Origin of the sequence: Lonsdalea britannica (genome assembly GCF_002111595.1) — a bacterium.
GTDB lineage: Bacteria > Pseudomonadota > Gammaproteobacteria > Enterobacterales > Enterobacteriaceae > Lonsdalea > Lonsdalea britannica.
The window spans coordinates 63,726-83,572 of the sequence record NZ_LUTN01000019.1 but is presented as its reverse complement, the minus strand read 5'-3'; the positions used below and the strand labels follow the sequence as shown (position 1 = coordinate 83,572).

The window sequence follows — 19,847 nt, the reverse complement described above, 5'->3', positions numbered from 1 at the left end:
CGTTACCTCTTTGCGACTGCCTGAAATGCCTGTTCTAAATCGGCGACCAGATCGTCACCGTCTTCAATACCGACGGAAACACGCAGCAGCGTCTCGGATATCCCTGCTGCAGCGCGCGCTTCCGGGGCCATTCCGGCATGAGTCATGGTGGCGGCGTGGGAGATCAGGCTTTCAACGCCCCCCAACGACTCCGCCAGCGTAAATAGCTCCAGTGAGGACAAGAAACGGCGCAACGTATCTTCATCGCCGTCCAGCTCAAAGCTCAGCATAGCCCCAAAACCCGATTGCTGGCGACGCGCGATGTCATGCCCGGCGTTTTCCGGTAAAGAGGGGTGATACAGTTTTTTCACCTGCGGCTGCTGCTGAAGAAATTCCACAATCTGTAATGCATTCTTCTGCGCCGCCGCCATGCGTGGCCCCAGTGTCCGCAGGCCGCGCAGCAGCAGATAGCTATCAAACGCCGCGCCGGTCACGCCAATATTGTTGGCCCACCAGGCCAGTTCGGTCACGAGTTCAGGGTCGCGCGCAATCACCGTCCCCGCGACCACATCCGAGTGGCCGTTGAGATATTTGGTGCAGGAGTGCACCACCAGGTCGGCTCCCAAATTCAACGGATTCTGCAGCGCCGGACTCAGGAAGGTGTTATCCACCACGCTGACCGCACCCGCGTCACGCGCCGCCTGACAGATCGCGGCGATGTCGACTACGCGCAGCAGCGGATTGCTTGGGCTTTCCACCAGCACCAGCTGCGGTTTTTCCGCCAACGCCGCCTTCAGCTCCGCGTCATTGCCCTGATCGACGAATTTCACCCGGAACGCGCCACGTTTGCTCAGGCTGTCGAACAGGCGGTAGCTACCGCCGTAGCAGTCGTGAGGCGCCACCAGAAGATCGCCCGGTCGCAGGAAAACGGTGCAAACCAGCAAAATCGCAGACATGCCGCTGTTCGTCATTACCGCACCTGCGCCGCCTTCCAACTCAGCAAGCGCGCGTTGCACGACGTCGCGGGTCGGGTTGCCGCGCCGTGAGTAATCATGCTCACGCGGTTGGTTAAAACCGGCGAAGTTATAGGTGCTGGAGAGATTGATGGGGGGAACGACACAACCGTACTGTTCGTCGTTATTCAACCCGCTGCGAACTGCGATAGTGGCCTGTTTGCGCGTCATCGGTGAGATTCCTGACTGGTAGCTGAATGAAGAGCCCCAAGAGTAAACGCAGTCAACATAGACGTCAATACATCTAGACTTCTAAACTTCTTTGCGTATAGATTGAGCATCCCTATAATAATCGCTAGAATTAAGACAATTTATGACAGTGACTGTCCTCATCACGATAATTTTTAAGGTATCTCATGGCTAAGTGGAATGGCGAATACGTAAGCCCATACGCTGAACACGGCAAGAAAAGTGAACAGGTCAAGAAGATCACAGTTTCCATCCCGTTGAAAGTATTGAAGATTTTAACTGACGAACGCACCCGTCGCCAGGTGAACAACTTGCGTCACGCCACTAACAGCGAATTGCTTTGCGAAGCGTTTCTCCATGCATTTACCGGGCAACCGTTGCCGAATGATGAAGACCTGCGTAAAGAGCGCTGCGATGAAATCCCTGAAGTGGCCAAACAGATCATGCGAGAAATGGGTATCAACCCGGATACCTGGGAATACTGAGTGATGCCGTTCACGGCATCCAGAAACGACAAAGGCACCCGAGGGTGCCTTTGTTATGCGCGGAAGAAAATCCGCGGCAAAAACCGTGAAGCAAATTACTTCTTGCTGCCCGGGATGCTGAAACGCTTGTTGAAGCGATCAACACGACCACCAGTGTCAACAACACGCTGTTTGCCGGTGTAGAACGGGTGGCAAGCGGAGCATACGTCCAGGTTCAGGTCGTGACCCGCAGTAGAACGGGTTTTGATGACATTACCGCAAGAGCAAGATGCAGTAATTTCGCTGTAATTCGGATGGATACCTTCTTTCATGGGAAACCTCTGATTAAGGCCGTGTCGCTATCCAGCCCTATTCCGCCAGACACCACACGAGGTTGAAGTTGAATTCGTTTTTATCTTTATACACGCGGTATAAAGGCGGCGAATCATACAGAAATTAACCAGCCGATGCAATCACCCCCACACAGAACCTGCCGCACCATGTACACTATCGGCCGGATGGTTTTCCGCACAATCGCATTGTGTCGCTTTTGACTCGCCATCCATGCTGTATAAAGAGTTTCCCCTTAGCTTTCGGACGGAGATGCCATGCCTGTCGTTCAGGTTGCCCTGCCCGTGCCACTGGCGCGTACATTTGATTATCTGCTGCCCCCGGGATCTCTGCCCCCGACGCCCGGCATGCGGGTACGCGTGCCGTTTGGCAACCGCAGGATGATTGGCATCGTGACCGCTCTCAGCGATAACAGCGCGCTGCCGCTGACCCAGCTCAAACCCGTGCAGGACGTACTGGACCAGGAATCGTTATTCCCAGCCAGCCTGTGGCGCATCCTGATGTGGGCCGTCGAGTACTACCACTACCCCATCGGCGAAGTGCTGTTCCATGCGTTGCCGACGCTACTGCGTCAGGGTAAACCCGCTCACACGGCGCCGCTGTGGCAGTGGTTCGCCACCGAACAAGGGCGTGAAACTCCGTTGCCGACGCTGAAACGCGCGCCCAAACAGCAACAAGCGCTGGCCGCGTTACTGCAAGGGCCGCTCTACCGCCATCAGGTCAGCGACGCCCAACTGACCGAAGCCGCTCTGCAAGCGTTACGCGCTAAAGGGCTATGCGACCTGAGGCCCCTATCGCAAGCGCCGCGAGACTGGCGACCGGACTTCAGCGTCAGCGGCGAACGCCTGCGTCTGAATACCGAACAGGCGACCGCCGTCGGCGCGATACGCAGCGAAGATCAGCATTTTTCCGCCTGGCTGCTGGCCGGGATTACCGGCTCCGGCAAGACCGAGGTGTATCTCAGCGTGTTGGAAAACATCCTGGCGCAGGGAAAGCAGGCGCTGGTGCTGGTGCCGGAAATCGGACTGACACCGCAAACCATAGCTCGCTTCAGAGATCGCTTTAACGCGCCGGTAGACGCGCTGCACTCCGGTTTGAACGACAGCGAACGTCTGTCTGTATGGCTGCGGGCGAAAAACGGGGAAGCCGCCATCGTGATCGGCACCCGCTCCGCCCTGTTCACGCCTTTCGCCCGGCTGGGCCTCATCGTCATCGACGAAGAGCACGACAGCTCGTATAAACAGCAGGAGGGGTGGCGCTACAACGCCCGCGATTTGGCCGTGTTCCGCGCCCGGGAAGAGAATATCCCTATCGTCATGGGCTCCGCGACCCCGGCGCTGGAAACGCTGTATAACGTCCAAATCGGCAAATACCGGCAGTTACGCCTCAGTAAACGCGCTGGTAATGCGCGGCTTGCCCAGCAAAATATCCTCGACCTGAAGGGACTGCCGCTTAACACCGGTCTATCGCAACCCCTGATTGCACGGATACGTCACCACGTTCGGGAAGGAAACCAGGTCATCCTGTTTCTCAATCGCCGCGGCTTTGCGCCGGTGGTGATGTGTCATGAATGCGGCTGGATCGCCGAGTGTCCGCGCTGCGATCACTATTACACACTGCATCAGCACCAGCAGATGCTGCGTTGCCATCACTGCGACAGCCAACGACCGGTGCCACAACAATGTCCTGACTGCGGCTCAACCAACATGATGCCGGTGGGACTGGGGACCGAGCAGCTCGAACAGGCGCTGCCCGCCCTCTTTCCCGATACGCCGATTACTCGCATCGATCGCGACACCACCAGCCGCAAAGGCGCGCTGGAGCAACAGCTGGCGCAGGTGCGTCAGGGCGGCGCCCGGATCCTGATAGGGACGCAGATGTTGGCCAAAGGCCACCACTTCCCTGATGTGACGCTGGTGGCTCTGCTGGACGTCGACAGCTCTCTGTTTTCCGCCGACTTCCGGGCCGCGGAACGATTCGCCCAGCTTTACACCCAGGTCTCTGGCCGCGCCGGACGCGCCGGAAAAGCCGGCGAGGTGGTGTTGCAAACCCATCACCCCGAACATCCGCTGCTGCAAACGTTGTTGCAGCAGGGCTACGATGCCTTCGCCGCCCAAACGCTGAAAGAGCGCCAAAGCGTGGCTCTGCCGCCGTTCACCAACCACGTTCTGTTTCGCGCTGACGATCACGACAATCAGCAGGCCAGCCAATTCCTTCACCAGCTACGTAATCTGCTGGAAGCCAGCCCGCTGCGCGACGAAAACCTCTGGGTCCTGGGACCAGTGCCCGCGCTACAGCCCAAACGCGCGGGACGATTTCGCTGGCAGCTGCTGCTTCAGCACCCCTCCCGCGCCCGACTACAGCATCTGCTGCGGACGTCCCTGAGCCTCGTCGATACCCTGCCGCAGTCGCGCAAGGTCAAATGGGTGCTGGACGTCGACCCGACGGACGGGTGACCTTTTCTTCATATTGATTTTTCTACAATTTTGCGAACCAACGCGAAAAACTCGCGCGTGATGCTGTTCAGCGAATAATAAATCCACAACTATAATGCGAGATCTGTTAATGCTTACTCCGCAAGGCGCTATGCTGAACACGGTGTAAATTTGACTGCGGTATACAGGCGCTCCTGGCTGACAGACGCCGGAAAGACGCAGCAGCGGAAGCTGGCGTGAGGAGAATAAGCGTTGGAGAATAAAGACACGGCCGCTGCAACGATGAAGGACGTGGCGGACAAGGCGGGCGTCTCGACCGCCACAGTATCCCGAGCCTGATGGATCCGGAAAAAGTCTCAGCCGTGACCCGACAGAAAGTCGAGGAAGCGGCCAAGGCCGTCGGCTATTTGCAATACGCGTCTGCTCGTTACGCCAAACGGCATGAAACCCGTACGCTATTGGCGATCGTCCCGGATATCGGCGATCCTTTTTTCAGCGAGGTGATTCACGGGATCGAAGAGACCGCAGCGGCTCGGGGTTATTGGGTTCTGATTGGCGACTGCGCTTACCAACAGAGACGAGACGGAAAGCTGTCCGATTCCAATATCACCACTCAGGTGGACGGTATGCTGCTGCTCGGGTCCGACTTGCCGTTCGATGCCGGTAAGGCAGGACGCCGCAATCTGCCGCCAATGGTGATGGCGAATGAATTCGTACCTGAACTGGAAATGCCGACGGTCCATATCGACAACCTGACCGCCGCGTTCGACGCCGTGCACTATCTTCATGAACTGGGCCATCAGCGCATCGCCTGTATTGCAGGCCCAGAGACGTTGCCTCTCAGCGAATATCGGCTGCAAGGCTATATTCAGGCGTTGCGACGGGGCGGCCTGACGGTGGATAACCACTATATCGTGCGAGGGGATTTCAGCTATGACACCGGCATCCGCGGGTTGGGGGTTTTGATGTCACATCCTACCCCACCCACCGCGATTTTCTGTCATAGTGATACCATAGCGTTGGGTGCGCTGGCGCAAGCTCATAAAATGGGTCTGAACGTGCCGCGGGATCTATCGCTAATGGGATTTGATGATATTATCCAGGCCAGCTACTGCTTCCCCCCGCTCTCCACCGTGGCTCAACCCCGCTACGAAATCGGACGTGAGGCAACGCTGCTGCTGCTTGAACAGCTGCAGGGGCATTCCGTAACCCGGGGCTCACGCCTGCTGTCCAGTAAACTGGTCATTCGCGACAGTACCGCTCCGCCGAATTTTGCGCGTCACCGGCTTTAGGAATCACGGTGCTAGTCAAACATTTTAGGGTTCAGTAACATGACATCCTGTTACTTTTTTTACTTCGTAGTGAAACGATAGTGGCACAAAGAGACTATGTCGGGCGGGGGCGTTCAGGCACACGCCGGAAAAAGACATCCAGCCGGAAAAAAAAGGGTTCCTCAGGCGCATCCAAAACCATGATTGCGCTGGCGGTTGCCGTATTGGTGACCTTCGCGGGCGGGCTGTATTTCATTGCCCATAACAAACCGCAGGAAATTCCGGTCCTCCCTAATCATGCCGGCGGCAAGGGCAATGGGCTTCCGCCTAAACCCGAAGAACGCTGGCGCTATATCAAAGAGCTGGAAAATCGCCAGATTGGCGTGACGACACCGACGGAGCCTTCCGCCGGCGGCGAAGTGCGCTCGACGGGGGAACTGACCGAAGAGCAGCGCCAATTGCTGGAGCAGATGCAGTCGGACATGCGCCGTCAGCCGACCCAGCTGTCCGAAGTGCCATATAACGACCAGACTCAGGTGCCGCGTTCTCAGGTGTTTATCAAACCGCAGACGGCGACGCCCGCGCCCGTCGCGCCGCTAACGCAGCAACCTAGTCAGAATGTGCCGAAAACAGCGCCCGCTGCGCCGAAAAATACCACGCCCGCCAACACGGAAACGGCCAAGGCTCCGGTGGACAAACCCGAGAAAGCGCAGCGTTGGATGATCCAGTGCGGTTCGTTCAAGGCGATGGCGCCCGCGGAATCCATCCGGGCGCAACTGGCATTCGCGGGCGTGGAAAGCCGAATTACCAGTAGCGGCGGATGGAATCGCATCATACTAGGCCCATACAGCAGCCGCCCCGCGGCAGACAAGATGGTCCAAAAACTGAAAGGTATGGGCAACAGCAGCTGTATTCCATTAGCCTCCGGGGGTTGAAAACCCCCGCCCCGCCCCCATTTCTAATTTCAACATGCCCCGCGCTATGCGGGGGTCTTTTTATTCAGTAACGGGGATTAGCTCGTGACAACAATCGTAAGCGTACGCCGCAATGGCCAAGTCGTCATCGGCGGAGATGGTCAAGCCACCCTCGGTAACACCGTCATGAAAGGTAACGTGCGGAAGGTACGCCGTCTTTACAACGACCGTGTCATCGCCGGATTTGCGGGCGGCACCGCCGACGCCTTCACCCTGTTTGAACTGTTCGAACGTAAATTGGAACTGCATCAGGGACACCTGGTAAAAGCCGCGGTGGAATTAGCCAAAGACTGGCGTACCGACCGTATGCTGCGCCGTCTGGAAGCGCTGCTGGCCGTGGCCGATGAGAACGCCTCGCTGATCATCACCGGCAACGGCGATGTCGTACAACCGGAAAACGACTTGATCGCTATCGGTTCCGGTGGCCCCTATGCCCAGTCCGCCGCACGCGCCCTGTTGGAGAATACCGACCTGAGCGCCAAAGAAATCGTCGAGAAATCACTCGGTATCGCCGGTGATATCTGCATCTATACCAATCAGTTCCACACGATTGAAGAATTAGCCTCCAAGGCGTAAGGATCTACTATGTCTGAGATGACCCCGCGCGAAATAGTCAGCGAGCTTGACAGCTACATCATCGGCCAGAACAAGGCGAAACGGGCCGTGGCAATCGCCCTGCGCAACCGCTGGCGTCGCATGCAACTGGACGAAGACCTTCGCCACGAGGTTACGCCAAAAAATATTCTGATGATTGGCCCGACCGGTGTAGGTAAAACCGAGATCGCCCGTCGTCTCGCCAAACTGGCCAACGCGCCGTTTATCAAGGTGGAAGCGACCAAGTTCACCGAAGTCGGCTACGTCGGTAAAGAAGTGGACTCCATTATCCGCGATCTGACTGACGCCGCCTGAAGATGGTGCGCCACCAGTCTCTGGAAAAGAACCGTGTTCGCGCCGAAGAACTGGCGGAAGAACGTATTCTGGACGCGTTGATCCCACCGGCCAAAAACAACTGGGGACAGTCCGAAGAGAATCAGGAGCCGTCTCCTGCTCGTCAGGCTTTCCGTAAAAAACTGCGTGAAGGCCAACTGGACGATAAAGAAATCGAGATCGAACTGGCCGCCGCGCCGGTAGGCGTTGAAATCATGGCGCCTCCGGGTATGGAAGAGATGACCAATCAGCTTCAGTCCATGTTCCAGAACCTGGCCGGACAGAAGCAGAAAACCAGCAAGATCAAAATCAAGGACGCGTTCAAACAGCTGGTGGAAGAAGAAGCCGCCAAGCTGGTGAACCCGGAAGAGCTGAAACAGAATGCCATCGAATCCGTTGAACAGCACGGCATCGTGTTCATCGACGAAATCGACAAAATCTGTAAGCGCGGCGAGTCCTCCGGCCCGGATGTGTCCCGTGAAGGCGTGCAGCGCGACCTGCTGCCGCTGGTGGAAGGCTGTACCGTATCTACCAAGCACGGCATGGTGAAAACTGACCACATCCTGTTTATCGCCTCCGGCGCATTCCAGGTAGCCAGCCCGTCGGATCTGATCCCTGAACTCCAGGGTCGTCTGCCGATCCGCGTTGAGCTGCAGGCGTTGACCACGGAAGACTTCGAGCGCATCCTCACCGAGCCGAGCGCGTCCCTGACTCAGCAGTACAAAGCGCTGATGGCGACGGAAGGCGTGGATGTGGAATTCGCGCCGGACGGTATCCGTCGGATCGCGGAAGCGGCATGGCAGGTCAACGAACGTACCGAGAACATCGGTGCGCGTCGTCTGCATACCGTGCTGGAACGCCTGATCGAGGAAGTGTCTTACAACGCCAGTGAAATGGGCGGTCAGAATGTGACGATTGATGCGGATTACGTACGTGATCACCTGGATGAATTAGTAGCAGATGAAGATCTGAGCCGATTTATCTTATAATCCGTGCCAGCGGATCGTTCCTGACAACATATCAAGTGGGAGGCTATCGCCTCCCACTTGCGTTTTCGGCAACGACGTTAAGCATAATCTCCCAGAACTGAAGCGGATCATGACCTCATTGACACATAGCAGCAAAACTCAGGCTTGGCTCGACAGCTTGCGTCCCAAGACGCTACCGTTGGCCTTCGCCTCCATCGTGACCGGCTCAGCTATCGCCGGTTGGCAAAGCAGTTTCAAACCGGGAGTCGCGCTGCTTGCGCTGCTGACAGCCGGTTTGCTGCAAATTCTTTCCAACCTGGCCAACGACTACGGCGATGCGGTGAAAGGCAGCGATACCGAGACACGTATCGGACCGCTACGCGGTATTCAGACCGGGGCCATCAGCCTGACCGAACTGCGCAACGCCCTGATCGTTACGGTGCTGCTGACCATCGTCTCGGGTATTTCTCTGGTCGCGCTCGCCTGCGAGAAACCGGTAGATATCGTCGTCTTTCTCGTGTTGGGGCTGATGGCGATTTTGGCCGCCATCACGTATACGGTGGGCAACCGGCCTTACGGCTATATCGGCCTGGGCGATATCTCGGTACTGATTTTCTTCGGCTGGCTGAGCGTGGCAGGCTCTTATGTACTGCAAACCGGTCATTTCGATAGCATCGTCATGCTGCCCGCCACCGCCTGCGGTCTGCTTGCCACCGCCGTTTTGAACATCAATAATCTGCGCGATATCGACAACGACCGTTTGAGCGGAAAAAACACGCTGGCCGTCCGGCTTGGCGCACAGAAAGCCCGCCGGTATCACATGCTGCTGCTGATGGCCGCGCCGCTGTGCCTCGGGCTGTTCGCGCTCATTTATCTGCAAAGCCTGGCCGGCTGGCTGTTTATTCTGTCACTGCCGCTGCTGGTCAAACAGGGGCGCTACGTGCTGCGTGAAACCACGGCATTCAGTATGCGTCCCATGCTCGAAAAGACGGTCAAATGCGCCTGCTGACCAATATTTTGTTCGCTGCGGGCGTAATGCTGAGCTAAGTTCGCCCCTTCAAGGTCATCCCTGTTCCCTGATGACGGTCAAGGCAACAGGCGATGATTTTGCTAACCTTCTCCAGAAAGGGATATACTCAATTCCACGATCCCTGCGACAACCAGGCGTTAATCCTATGAAATACGATACTTCCGAACTGTGTGATGTCTATCATGAAGAGGTCAATGTCGTTGAGCCTCTCTTCTCCAATTTTGGTGGCCGTAGTTCATTTGGTGGTCAAATCACCACGGTGAAATGCTTTGAAGACAACGGGCTGCTTTATGAGCTGCTGGAAGAAAACGGCATCGGTCGCGTACTGCTGATCGACGGCGGCGGCTCTGTGCGCCGGGCACTGATCAACGCCGAGCTGGCAAGATTAGCGACGCAAAACGAGTGGGAAGGCATGGTGATCTATGGCGCGGTGCGTCAGGTCGACGATTTGGCTGAGCTGGATATTGGCATTCAGGCCATGGCGGCCACGCCGGCTGGCGCTGAGGGAGAAGGCATCGGCGAAACGGATATCCGCGTCAATTTTGGCGGCGTCACCTTCTTTTCCGGCGACCATCTGTATGCCGACAACACCGGTATCATTCTCTCCGAAGATCCGCTGGATCTGGAGTAAGCGACCGGATGAAAAGGGCGTGAACGCGCCCTTTTCCGTCTCTTGCTACTGTCTTACTGTACTTCTTCCATCTTTCCCAGCAGCGCCTGCAGACGTTCCTGCCATGAGCTCTGAGCTTCACGCAATTGTTCGTTCTCGCGCATCAGCGCATCACGATTGCCTGCCACACTCTGAACTTCCTGCGACAGCGCATTATTCTTTTCTTTCAGCTCTTCAATTTCCATCTGCAACAGCGTAATGGTGTCAATCGCCTGCTGAACTTTCGATTCCAGCTTCTCAAACACTTCAAATGACATAACTTCTAACCCCTTTTTCACGCAAGGCATACGCCGTTAACGCTGATTTATTGCGAATTCTCACACCGTACTGGCGTATTCATAGCGTTGGCGCACTAGCCGCAATGCGAACGGCCGGTCTGCGCCGACTCCGTTACGCCCCAAGGGCGCAACACGCTCGGAAGATTGTATGTAGCCAGCCGGAAACTGTCTAGCGCCCATCCTCCACAATCGCGAGTGTGTCATTTTTTCCTGACCGGAGCTATCGGCAGAAACCGAAAAAAACCGTCGGAGAACAGCAAATGTTAATCAAGTTAAGGCGTTATTTAACGCGTTTCAGCGGCGGAAGGTTTCCAGCTCACGAGAAATAAGCGAATACGCTCATTTTTTTGACGCACAACACACATTTTACTAGCGATATTTTTCTATTTCGCTCATTAACGATAAATTAACATCAAAGGAACATTTGACCTGCACACGTCACTCCCTCCTCACTTTGCGTGTCGTTGGCGATAGCACAGTGAAACAAACCGTGAAAGGTCGAACGCCGCAGGAATCTTCTCCTGCATTCACTATTACGCCCTACGTTAAAAACAGGAAATGTGTATGAGTCAATCGCGAATCTCTACATTAAAGGGCCAGTGCATTGCCGAATTTCTGGGCACAGGTCTGCTGATCTTTTTCGGCGTTGGCTGCGTCGCCGCCTTGAAACTGGCTGGCGCCAGCTTCGGACAATGGGAAATCAGCATCATCTGGGGCCTCGGCGTCGCCATGGCTATCTATTTGACGGCTGCGATTTCCGGCGCGCACCTTAACCCCGCCGTCACCATTACACTGTGGCTCTTCGCCTGCTTCGACGGACGCAAAGTTGTCCCTTATATCCTGGCGCAGATAGGGGGCGCCTTCTGCGCCGCTGCGCTGGTCTATGGCCTGTACTACAATCTGTTTTACGCGACCGAACAGGCACAGGGGATCCTCCGCGGCAGCGTGGAAAGCCTGAGCCTGGCGAGCATTTTCTCGACGTATCCCAACCCGTTGATCTCCGTTCCCCAAGCCTTCCTCGTGGAAACAGTGATTACCGCTATCCTGATGTGTCTGATACTGGCGCTGACCGATGATGGCAACGGCATTCCACGCGGCCCGCTGGCGCCTTTACTCATCGGCATCCTCATCGCCGTCATTGGCGCCTCAATGGGGCCGCTGACCGGATTCGCCCTCAACCCGGCGCGTGACTTCGGTCCGAAACTCTTCGCCTACTTCGCGGGCTGGGGCAAGGTCGCCTTCACCGGAGGCCGGGATATTCCCTACTTCCTGGTGCCTATCCTTGGGCCGATCGTCGGTGCCGGTTTGGGCGCTTTTGGCTACCGGAAACTGATTGGCCGCAACCTGCCCTGCGACGTCTGCCCGACCGATGACGCCAGCGCAGCGCCTGCCGAAACTCGCAACGTGTCTTCCCGATAAAGGACCACTTCTATGACTCAGGAAAAGAAATATATTGTTGCCCTTGACCAGGGAACCACCAGCTCCCGTGCCGTAGTGCTGGACCACGATGCCAATATCGTCAGCGTTTCCCAGCGCGAATTCGCACAAATTTACCCGAAGGCTGGCTGGGTGGAACACGATCCGATGGAGATCTGGGCGTCGCAGAGCGCCACGCTGGTCGAGGCGCTCGCCAAGGTCGGGATCAGTACGGATGAAGTCGCGGGCATCGGTATTACCAACCAGCGGGAAACCGCCATCGTTTGGGAAAAGGACACCGGAAAACCGATTTACAACGCCATTGTGTGGCAGTGCCGCCGCTCCGCCGAGATCTGCGAACAGCTGAAAAAAGCGGGTCTGGAAGAGACGATCCGCGACCTCACCGGTCTGGTGATCGACCCTTACTTTTCCGGCACGAAGGTGAAATGGATTCTGGACCACGTGGAAGGCTCTCGCGAAAGAGCGCAACGGGGCGAACTGTTGTTCGGCACCGTCGACACTTGGCTTATCTGGAAAATGACGCAGGGACGCGTACACGTCACGGACTACACCAACGCCTCGCGCACCATGATGTTCAACATCCACACGCTGGACTGGGACGACCGGCTGCTCGATGCGCTGGATATCCCTCGCGCCATGTTGCCGAGCGTTCATTCGTCGTCCGAGATTTATGGGAAAACCAATATCGGGGGGAAAGGCGGCACGCGTATTCCCATCGCAGGCATCGCCGGCGACCAGCAGGCGGCGCTGTATGGTCAGTTGTGCGTCAGCCCCGGTATGGCGAAAAATACCTACGGCACCGGCTGCTTCCTGTTGATGAATACCGGTACGGAAGCGGTGAAATCTGAACACGGCCTGCTGACCACCATCGCCTGCGGCGCGCGCGGCGAAGTCAATTATGCGCTCGAAGGCGCCGTATTCATGGGCGGCGCATCCATACAGTGGCTGCGCGATGAGCTGAAACTGATTGGCGACGCAACGGACTCCGAGTACTTCGCTGGCAAAGTGAACGACACCAACGGCGTTTACGTTGTTCCCGCGTTCACAGGACTGGGCGCGCCTTACTGGGATCCCTACGCGCGCGGCGCCATCTTCGGACTGACGCGCGGCGTAAACGCCAACCACATCATCCGCGCGACGCTGGAGTCCATCGCCTATCAAACGCGAGATGTGCTGGACGCGATGCAGGCGGATGCGGGGACTCATCTGCACTCGCTGCGAGTCGACGGCGGCGCGGTCGCCAATAACTTCCTGATGCAGTTCCAGTCCGACATTCTGGGCACGCGCGTCGAACGTCCTGTCATTCGCGAAGTCACCGCGCTGGGGGCCGCTTTCCTGGCCGGTCTGGCGACCGGATTCTGGAGCGATCTGGATGAGGTCAAAAGCAAGACCGCTATCGAGCGGGAGTTTCGTCCCGGCATTGAAACCGTGGAGCGTAATTATCGCTATCGCGGCTGGCAGAAAGCCGTGGCGCGCGTACGCGCGTGGGAAGACCATGACGATTAAATCGCTCGTCGCTTAAATCCCCCACAACTTTGATCGGGCGCATCTGCCGCGCCCATTTTCTCCCCGCCGCTTTATCTCCCATTCCGACCCCTGTGATAATATTGCCGCACTTATTCTTGCCAGAGATAACGGACAGATATCCATGAAACGTGAATTAGCCATCGAGTTTTCCCGCGTCACCGAAGCAGCGGCGCTGGCCGGTTACAAATGGCTGGGGCGCGGCGACAAAAACGCGGCGGACAACGCGGCGGTTCAAGCCATGCGCATTATGCTGAATCAGGTCGACATTGACGGTCAGATCGTCATTGGCGAAGGTGAAATCGACGAAGCCCCCATGCTGTACATCGGCGAAGCGGTAGGAACCGGTCAGGGCGATGCAGTGGATATCGCCGTCGACCCGATTGAGGGCACCCGTATGACCGCCATGGGTCAGGCTAACGCGCTCGCCGTATTGGCGGTGGCGGAGAAAGGCGCTTTTCTGCACGCGCCGGACATGTACATGGAAAAACTGATCGTCGGCCCTCAGGCCAAAGGCGCGATCGATCTGAACCGTCCGCTGGAAGACAATCTGCGCGCGATCGCCAAACAGCTGAACAAACCGCTGCATGAGCTGACGGTCACCACGCTGGCCAAGCCCCGACATGACGCCATCATTGCCGACATGCAGCGCCTGGGCGTCAAAGTCTTCGCGATCCCGGACGGCGATGTCGCCGCCTCTATCCTCACCTGTATGCCAGACAGCGAAGTTGACGTGTTGTACGGCATCGGCGGGGCACCCGAAGGCGTTATCTCTGCCGCCGTGATCCGGGCACTGGACGGCGATATGCAGGGCCGCCTGCTCGCTCGCCACGAAGTGAAAGGCGACAACGAAGAAAATCGCCGTATCGGCGAGCAGGAACTGGCGCGCTGCCGCGAAATGGGTATCGAAGCCGGCAACGTGCTGGCACTCGGCGATATGGCTCGCAATGACAACGTCATCTTCTCCGCTACCGGTATCACTAAAGGCGATCTGCTGGAAGGCATTGCCCGCAGCGGCAACATGGCCACCACGGAAACACTGTTGATCCGAGGTAAATCCCGCACCATTCGCCGGATCCGGTCTACCCACTACCTCGATCGTAAAGATCAGGCGCTACATGAATTTCTGTTATGAAACCTAAACTCACACTGTTTCACAGCTGTTAAAAGATCGCGTATCTTAGGGGCCGACGCACATCGGCTCTGCATCTGAAAAAAACCATGCACAGCCATGTTTATTTATTTTCAGATCGGGATATCGTGCCGCTCGCGGCAGGCTGCAACAGGAGTATTCGAACTATGGCAGTATGGCTAACGGGAAAGGTGGTTGAGGTAGAAAACTGGACGGAAAGTCTGTTCAGCCTCCGGGTACGCGCACCGGTCAATACATTCACCGCCGGGCAGTACGCCAAGCTGGCGCTGGATGTGGACGGCGAGCGAGTTCAACGCGCTTACTCGTACGTGAATGCACCCAGCAACGATACGCTGGAGTTCTATTTGGTGGATGTGCCGGAAGGCAAACTCAGCCCCCGTCTGCATCAGCTTAAAGAGAACGACGAACTGCTTATCACGCAGGAAGCCGCTGGCTTCTTCGTGCTGGAAGAAGTGCCGCCCTGCGACACACTATGGATGCTGGCGACCGGCACAGCCATCGGTCCTTATCTCTCCATTCTGGAAGAAGGCCGCGACGTAGAACGCTTCAAGAACATCGTTTTAGTCCATGCGGCGCGCTTTGCCCGCGATCTCAGCTATCTGCCGCACATGCAACAGCTGCAACAGCGCTACAACGGCAAGCTGCATATCCAAACGGTCGTCAGTCGTGAAGAATCGGTTGGCTCACTCACCGGACGCGTTCCGGCGCTGATCGCAAGCGGCGCGCTGGAAGCGGCGGTCGGTCTGCCGATGGATGCCGCCACCAGTCATGTCATGGTGTGCGGCAATCCACAGATGGTGCGAGATACTCAGCAACTGCTGAAAGATGAGCGCCAGATGACGAAACATTTGCGCCGTCGGCCCGGCAACATTACCGGCGAAAACTACTGGTAAATCTCAGGAGCGGAGCCGCAGCGGCTCCGGCTCTGGACCAAAACGGTTTGCGCCCGACGTCCCGGCAAAATAGCCGCAGTCCAGCAACATCATGATACCGATCAACGAGGGCAGGAAGCGCCCCAGCCCCCACTGTCCCAGCGAGGGCAGCATATACCAATTGCCGCTGCCCAATAGCCACGCCAACACGAGCAGCAATGCCCACCACCCACTCTTGTTGCGATCGTGCAGCCGTTTTATCAGTACGGCAGAGGTAGGCCACATCAGCGCCACCAGCGCGAAGGCGGCAGTCTGAGTCGGCAACCAGTTCTGCCCCGCCACTGCGAAGAGCGCAACCGTCAGCACCACCCAGGTCACCATCCACAGCCAGAATTCGCGCCGCCCAAGACGGCCACGAAAAGAAAAACACCACTGTTGCACTGTCATCTCAAGCCTATTCCGATAGCTGTTTTCTGGCGACGAGTTTACCTTAATGAACAGTTTCTCTCGTATTTTTTACGCGAATTTTGACAATCCCTAACTAATACCGCTTTAATCACAAGGCCGCTTTACGGCATAACGGCTACTGCGACGATATTAACGAACACGCTATGAAAAAATCTCTACTTATCCTTTGCTTGCTCACCGCCGGAATACATCAGGCCAGCGCCGTCAGGGCAGATGCGCTGTTTCAGCACAAAGGTCCTGCTGCGCCCTATCTGCTGGCCGGCTCGCCAACGTTCGACATGACCATCGTCCAGTTTCGCACTCGCTATAATCTCAGCAATCCAACGCTGCCGATTGGGGAATATCGGGTCGTAGAGACCAACGAAGATTCACCTATGCTGACCCGCGCCGCCAGCAAGATTAGCGATATGCTCTACTCCTCTACCGCACTTGAGAAAGGCACGGGCAAGATCAAAACGCTGCAAATCACCTTACTGCCGGGCTCGAAAGATCCTGATGAGGCGGGCCGACGCAAACAGGCGCAGGAGTATATGGCCGCGCTGCTGCGGGTGTTCGTCCCCTCCCTGACGCGCGAACAAAGCCTGAAAAAAGTCGATACCCTGCTGACGCAAGGCAAAGGGCATCCCTTCTTCCAGCAGGAGGAGGGGGCGCTGCGTTATGTGGTGGCAGATGGGGGCGAAAAAGGGCTAACGTTCGCAGTTGAACCGATTAAGCTCACGCTGGCAGAATATTGATCAAAGCCGCTATTAGGCACGAAAAACAGAGCCACGAGGTCTTTTCATCTTTATACTGTCGTCAGGTTACACTGCCGAGCGGCAGTGACGTATTGATTAACTTGCTATCCGTCTGGAGGAAAAAAGATGCGACATCCCTTAGTCATGGGCAACTGGAAGTTGAACGGTAGCACCCACATGGTTCACGAACTGATTGCGGGTCTGCGCAATGAACTGACCGCAGTTGCGGGCTGTGACGTAGCTATCGCTCCACCGGCTGTTTACCTGGGTCAGGCTAAGCACGAACTGTCTGGCAGCCGTATTGCCCTGGGCGCGCAGAACGTTGATGTAAACCTTTCCGGCGCATTCACCGGCGAAACTTCTGCCGACATGCTGAAAGACATCGGCGCTAAATACATCATCATCGGTCACTCAGAACGCCGCACCTATCACAAAGAAAGCGACGAATTCGTTGCTAAAAAATTCGGCGTACTGAAAGAAGCCGGTCTGACTCCGGTCCTGTGCATCGGTGAAACTGAAGCAGAAAACGAAGCGGGTCAGACTGAAAGCGTTTGTGCTCGTCAGCTGGATGCCGTTCTGAACACGCTGGGCGCCAAAGCGTTTGAAAATGCTGTCATCGCCTACGAACCTATCTGGGCTATCGGTACTGGCAAATCCGCCACTCCGGCGCAGGCACAGGCTATCCACAAATTCATCCGTAGCCACATCGCTAAACAGGATGCTGCGGTAGCAGAACAGGTCATCATCCAGTACGGTGGTTCCGTTAACGCGTCTAACGCAGCTGAACTCTTCACTCAGCCGGATATCGACGGCGCGCTGGTTGGCGGCGCATCACTGAAAGCAGACGCTTTCGCCGTGATCGTGAAAGCCGCAGCAGAAGCCAAAGGCGCGTAACGCCCACGGTTTTATTCGCTGTGAAAAACGGCTCCTTTCGAGGAGCCGTTTTTTTATGGGCAGATTATTCCGCGCGTGCTGAGGGGATCTGCTGGGTGATGCAGTGGATATTTCCTCCACCCAGCAATATTTCACGCGCAGGGACGCCGCTGATCAGATAATCGGGGAACATCTGCTGCAATAGCGCATGAGCCTGACGGTCCGTACGTTTATCCAGCAACGGATAAATCACCTGACGATTGCTGATCAGGAAGTTGACGTAGGAGCCCGCCAGACGAGAACCTGCGATACGTTCAATCGCTTGCCCATCGACATCAACGCCTTCCGCTTCCGCCTGCGTCATATACAGCGGACCCGGCGCGGGCAGTTTCCAGATTTTCAGATGTCGACCGTGGGCATCTCGCGCCTTGGAGAGCACCTGATATGCCGCCATAGACCGCGCATACTGAGGATCGTTTTCATCTTCGGTCCAGTGCAACGCCACCTCGCCGGGACGCACGAAGCAGCACATGTTGTCGATGTGCCCATCCGTCTCGTCGTTGTAAACGCCGGACTCCAGCCAGATAAAGGCGGATACGCCCAGATAGTCCGTCAACAGTTGCTCAATCTGCGCCTTATCCAGATGCGGATTGCGGTTGGGATTCAGCAGGCATTCCGCCGTCGTCAGTAGTGTACCTTCGCCGTCGGTATGGATAGAGCCGCCTTCCAACACTAGCGGAGCGACATAACGAGCATCGTGGTGGTAGGCCAGAACCTGCTGCGCGACCTCTTCATCGCGACGCCAGTCCGCATACAAACCACCCAGCTCTCCGCCCCAGGCGTTGAACTGCCAGTCGACGCCGCCGCGTTTACCCGCGGGATTCAACACGATCGTCGGCCCGGTGTCGCGCATCCAGCGTCGTCACTCTCAATCTCAACCAGCGTGACGCTGGCCGGCATGATACTCCGAGCATGCGCCATCTCTGCCGCCGGGACCCCCATGATAACCGGGGTCGTCTGGGCAATCGTCGCCGCAACGGTAGAGAAAGTCTGCTGCGCGGGGATCAACTCCCCGACAGATCGCCAGTTGTCGCGGCGATACGGCCACAGCATCCAGACCGCTTCCTGCGGAGCCCACTCTGCGGGCATGGCGAAACCGTCCTGAAACGGGGTGGTCAGCTGTGACATGATTTATCTCCAGGTTTTGCCGTCGGAAGTCCCGATAACATCATACATTTCCGGGCGACGGTCGCGGAACAGCCCCCAGGTTGCACGCATCTGCGCGATGTCCTGCAGATCGAAACTGTGCACCAGCACCGCTTCGTCGGTACGGGTGGCCTGCTGCACCAGCGCGCCGGTCTGATCGGCGATGAAAGAAGAGCCGTAGAACGTCATTTCCAGCCCGTCGATATACTTGCTGGCTTCCGTGCCGATACGGTTGGAGACCACCACCGGCACCAGGTTGGCGGCGGCGTGCCCCTGTTGTACACGCGTCCAGTGCGGCTGGCTGTCCCAGTCTGGGAAAGCCGGTTCGGAGCCGATGGCCGTCGGGTAGAAAATGATCTCTGCGCCCATCAGCGCCAGACTGCGGGCGGTTTCCGGGAACCACTGATCCCAGCAGATGCCCACGCCCACCTTGGCGTAGCGGGTCTGCCACACTTTGAAGCCGGTATCGCCAGGAATGAAGAACTGCTTTTCCTGATAGGCCGGGCCGTTGGGGATGTGCGTTTTACGATAAACGTCCAGCACGCTGCCGTCCGCATCGATCATCACCAGCGAATTGTAGTAGGCGTTATTGGCACGCTCGAAGAAACTCAGCGGCAACACCACTTCCAACTCGGCGGCCAGTGCGGAGAAATGTTTGATTAACGGACTGTTATCGAGCTCTGCGCCAGCGCGTAGTGTTCAGGATTCTGGTCGATGCAGAAATAAGGCGCGGCAAACAGCTCCTGGATCAGGATGATTTGCGCACCCTTCGCGTGCGCCTGCCGTACCAGTTTTTCCGCGTTTTCGATATTTTTGGGCAGATCCCAAGTGCAGGCCATCTGCGTGGCGGCAACAGTCACTTTTGTCATGCGAAACCTCGATAATTTCTGCGTTTATGCTCTTGCTGAACCGCCGGAAAAGGCTAATTCAATCAGCGCCAAATAAAAGTTTAGGTCAACCTATCACCCTGTGCCTGCGGATGACAGCCAAAAGAAATCCCGCCCCCTAAGGGACGGGATTTTATACACCCT

At 56.9% G+C, this 19,847-nt stretch carries 15 protein-coding genes and 5 pseudogenes; 14 read left to right on the top strand and 6 right to left on the bottom strand.

What is annotated here, in order from left to right:
- Positions 1-2: 2 nt before the first annotated feature.
- Positions 3-1,163 (bottom strand): cystathionine gamma-synthase, encoded by a 1,161-nt coding sequence (metB, locus tag AU509_RS14965; protein ID WP_085651729.1) that lies wholly within the window; start codon positions 1,161-1,163, stop codon positions 3-5.
- 185 nt (positions 1,164-1,348) lie between these two features.
- On the opposite strand from metB, the gene metJ reads away from it, so the two are divergent.
- Complete coding sequence (gene metJ, locus AU509_RS14960) at positions 1,349-1,666, top strand: met regulon transcriptional regulator MetJ (RefSeq protein ID WP_085651730.1); 318 nt, start codon at positions 1,349-1,351, stop codon at positions 1,664-1,666.
- A 95-nt stretch (positions 1,667-1,761) separates the two neighbouring features.
- On the opposite strand, the gene rpmE is transcribed toward metJ, so the two are convergent.
- The gene (gene rpmE, locus AU509_RS14955; protein WP_026740894.1) at positions 1,762-1,977 is read right to left on the bottom strand and encodes a 50S ribosomal protein L31; all 216 of its coding nucleotides are present in this window, start codon (positions 1,975-1,977) and stop codon (positions 1,762-1,764) included.
- 276 nt (positions 1,978-2,253) lie between these two features.
- Between rpmE and priA the strand changes: the two genes are divergently transcribed.
- The 7 genes and pseudogenes from priA to rraA all read left to right on the top strand — a co-directional run bounded on the left by priA (position 2,254) and on the right by rraA (position 10,232).
- Positions 2,254-4,452: a primosomal protein N' gene (priA, locus tag AU509_RS14950; protein ID WP_094118719.1), complete on the top strand. Its 2,199-nt coding sequence runs from the start codon at positions 2,254-2,256 to the stop codon at positions 4,450-4,452.
- Between the two features lie 231 nt (positions 4,453-4,683).
- Positions 4,684-5,723: pseudogene (cytR, locus tag AU509_RS14945) on the top strand (DNA-binding transcriptional regulator CytR).
- Positions 5,724-5,803: 80 nt separating this feature from the next.
- Complete coding sequence (gene ftsN / locus AU509_RS14940; RefSeq protein WP_094118718.1) at positions 5,804-6,637, top strand: cell division protein FtsN; 834 nt, start codon at positions 5,804-5,806, stop codon at positions 6,635-6,637.
- Positions 6,638-6,721: 84 nt separating this feature from the next.
- Positions 6,722-7,252 carry an ATP-dependent protease subunit HslV gene (gene hslV, locus AU509_RS14935; RefSeq protein ID WP_026740890.1) on the top strand — a complete coding sequence of 177 codons (531 nt, stop codon included), beginning with the start codon at positions 6,722-6,724 and terminating at the stop codon, positions 7,250-7,252.
- Positions 7,253-7,261: 9 nt separating this feature from the next.
- A pseudogene (hslU, locus tag AU509_RS14930) lies at positions 7,262-8,592 on the top strand (HslU--HslV peptidase ATPase subunit).
- 109 nt (positions 8,593-8,701) lie between these two features.
- Positions 8,702-9,618, top strand: a pseudogene (locus AU509_RS14925) (1,4-dihydroxy-2-naphthoate polyprenyltransferase).
- A gap of 128 nt (positions 9,619-9,746) precedes the next feature.
- Positions 9,747-10,232, top strand: a complete 486-nt coding sequence (rraA, locus tag AU509_RS14920; RefSeq protein WP_085651736.1) for a ribonuclease E activity regulator RraA — start codon at positions 9,747-9,749, stop codon at positions 10,230-10,232.
- A 53-nt stretch (positions 10,233-10,285) separates the two neighbouring features.
- Here the strand turns inward: rraA and zapB are convergent, their stop codons facing one another.
- Positions 10,286-10,528 carry a septal ring assembly protein ZapB gene (gene zapB / locus AU509_RS14915; RefSeq protein ID WP_026740886.1) on the bottom strand — a complete coding sequence of 81 codons (243 nt, stop codon included), beginning with the start codon at positions 10,526-10,528 and terminating at the stop codon, positions 10,286-10,288.
- 585 nt (positions 10,529-11,113) lie between these two features.
- Here zapB and AU509_RS14910 point away from each other — a divergent pair.
- The 4 genes from AU509_RS14910 (at position 11,114) to fpr (ending at position 15,556) form a co-directional block, all read left to right on the top strand.
- Positions 11,114-11,968 (top strand): MIP/aquaporin family protein, encoded by an 855-nt coding sequence (locus AU509_RS14910; RefSeq protein ID WP_085651737.1) that lies wholly within the window; start codon positions 11,114-11,116, stop codon positions 11,966-11,968.
- 12 nt (positions 11,969-11,980) lie between these two features.
- Entirely contained in the window at positions 11,981-13,492 is a 1,512-nt protein-coding gene (gene glpK / locus AU509_RS14905) for a glycerol kinase GlpK (protein ID WP_085651738.1), read from the top strand.
- Positions 13,493-13,634: 142 nt separating this feature from the next.
- Positions 13,635-14,645, top strand: coding sequence for a class II fructose-bisphosphatase (gene glpX / locus AU509_RS14900; RefSeq protein WP_085651739.1), 1,011 nt, complete (start codon positions 13,635-13,637; stop codon positions 14,643-14,645).
- A gap of 164 nt (positions 14,646-14,809) precedes the next feature.
- The gene (gene fpr, locus AU509_RS14895; RefSeq protein WP_094118717.1) at positions 14,810-15,556 is read left to right on the top strand and encodes a ferredoxin--NADP(+) reductase; all 747 of its coding nucleotides are present in this window, start codon (positions 14,810-14,812) and stop codon (positions 15,554-15,556) included.
- Between the two features lie 3 nt (positions 15,557-15,559).
- On the opposite strand, the gene AU509_RS14890 is transcribed toward fpr, so the two are convergent.
- Positions 15,560-15,982, bottom strand: coding sequence for a DUF805 domain-containing protein (locus tag AU509_RS14890; RefSeq protein ID WP_094118716.1), 423 nt, complete (start codon positions 15,980-15,982; stop codon positions 15,560-15,562).
- A gap of 164 nt (positions 15,983-16,146) precedes the next feature.
- Between AU509_RS14890 and AU509_RS14885 the strand changes: the two genes are divergently transcribed.
- A complete protein-coding gene (locus tag AU509_RS14885; protein WP_094118715.1) occupies positions 16,147-16,737 on the top strand; it encodes a DUF1454 family protein in 591 nt (196 codons plus the stop codon).
- Positions 16,738-16,863: 126 nt separating this feature from the next.
- Entirely contained in the window at positions 16,864-17,631 is a 768-nt protein-coding gene (tpiA, locus tag AU509_RS14880) for a triose-phosphate isomerase (RefSeq protein WP_026740879.1), read from the top strand.
- 64 nt (positions 17,632-17,695) lie between these two features.
- Here tpiA and aguA read toward each other — a convergent pair.
- A pseudogene (gene aguA, locus AU509_RS14875) lies at positions 17,696-18,798 on the bottom strand (agmatine deiminase).
- 3 nt (positions 18,799-18,801) lie between these two features.
- Positions 18,802-19,685 (bottom strand): annotated as a pseudogene (gene aguB, locus AU509_RS14870) (N-carbamoylputrescine amidase).
- Positions 19,686-19,847 lie beyond the last annotated feature (162 nt).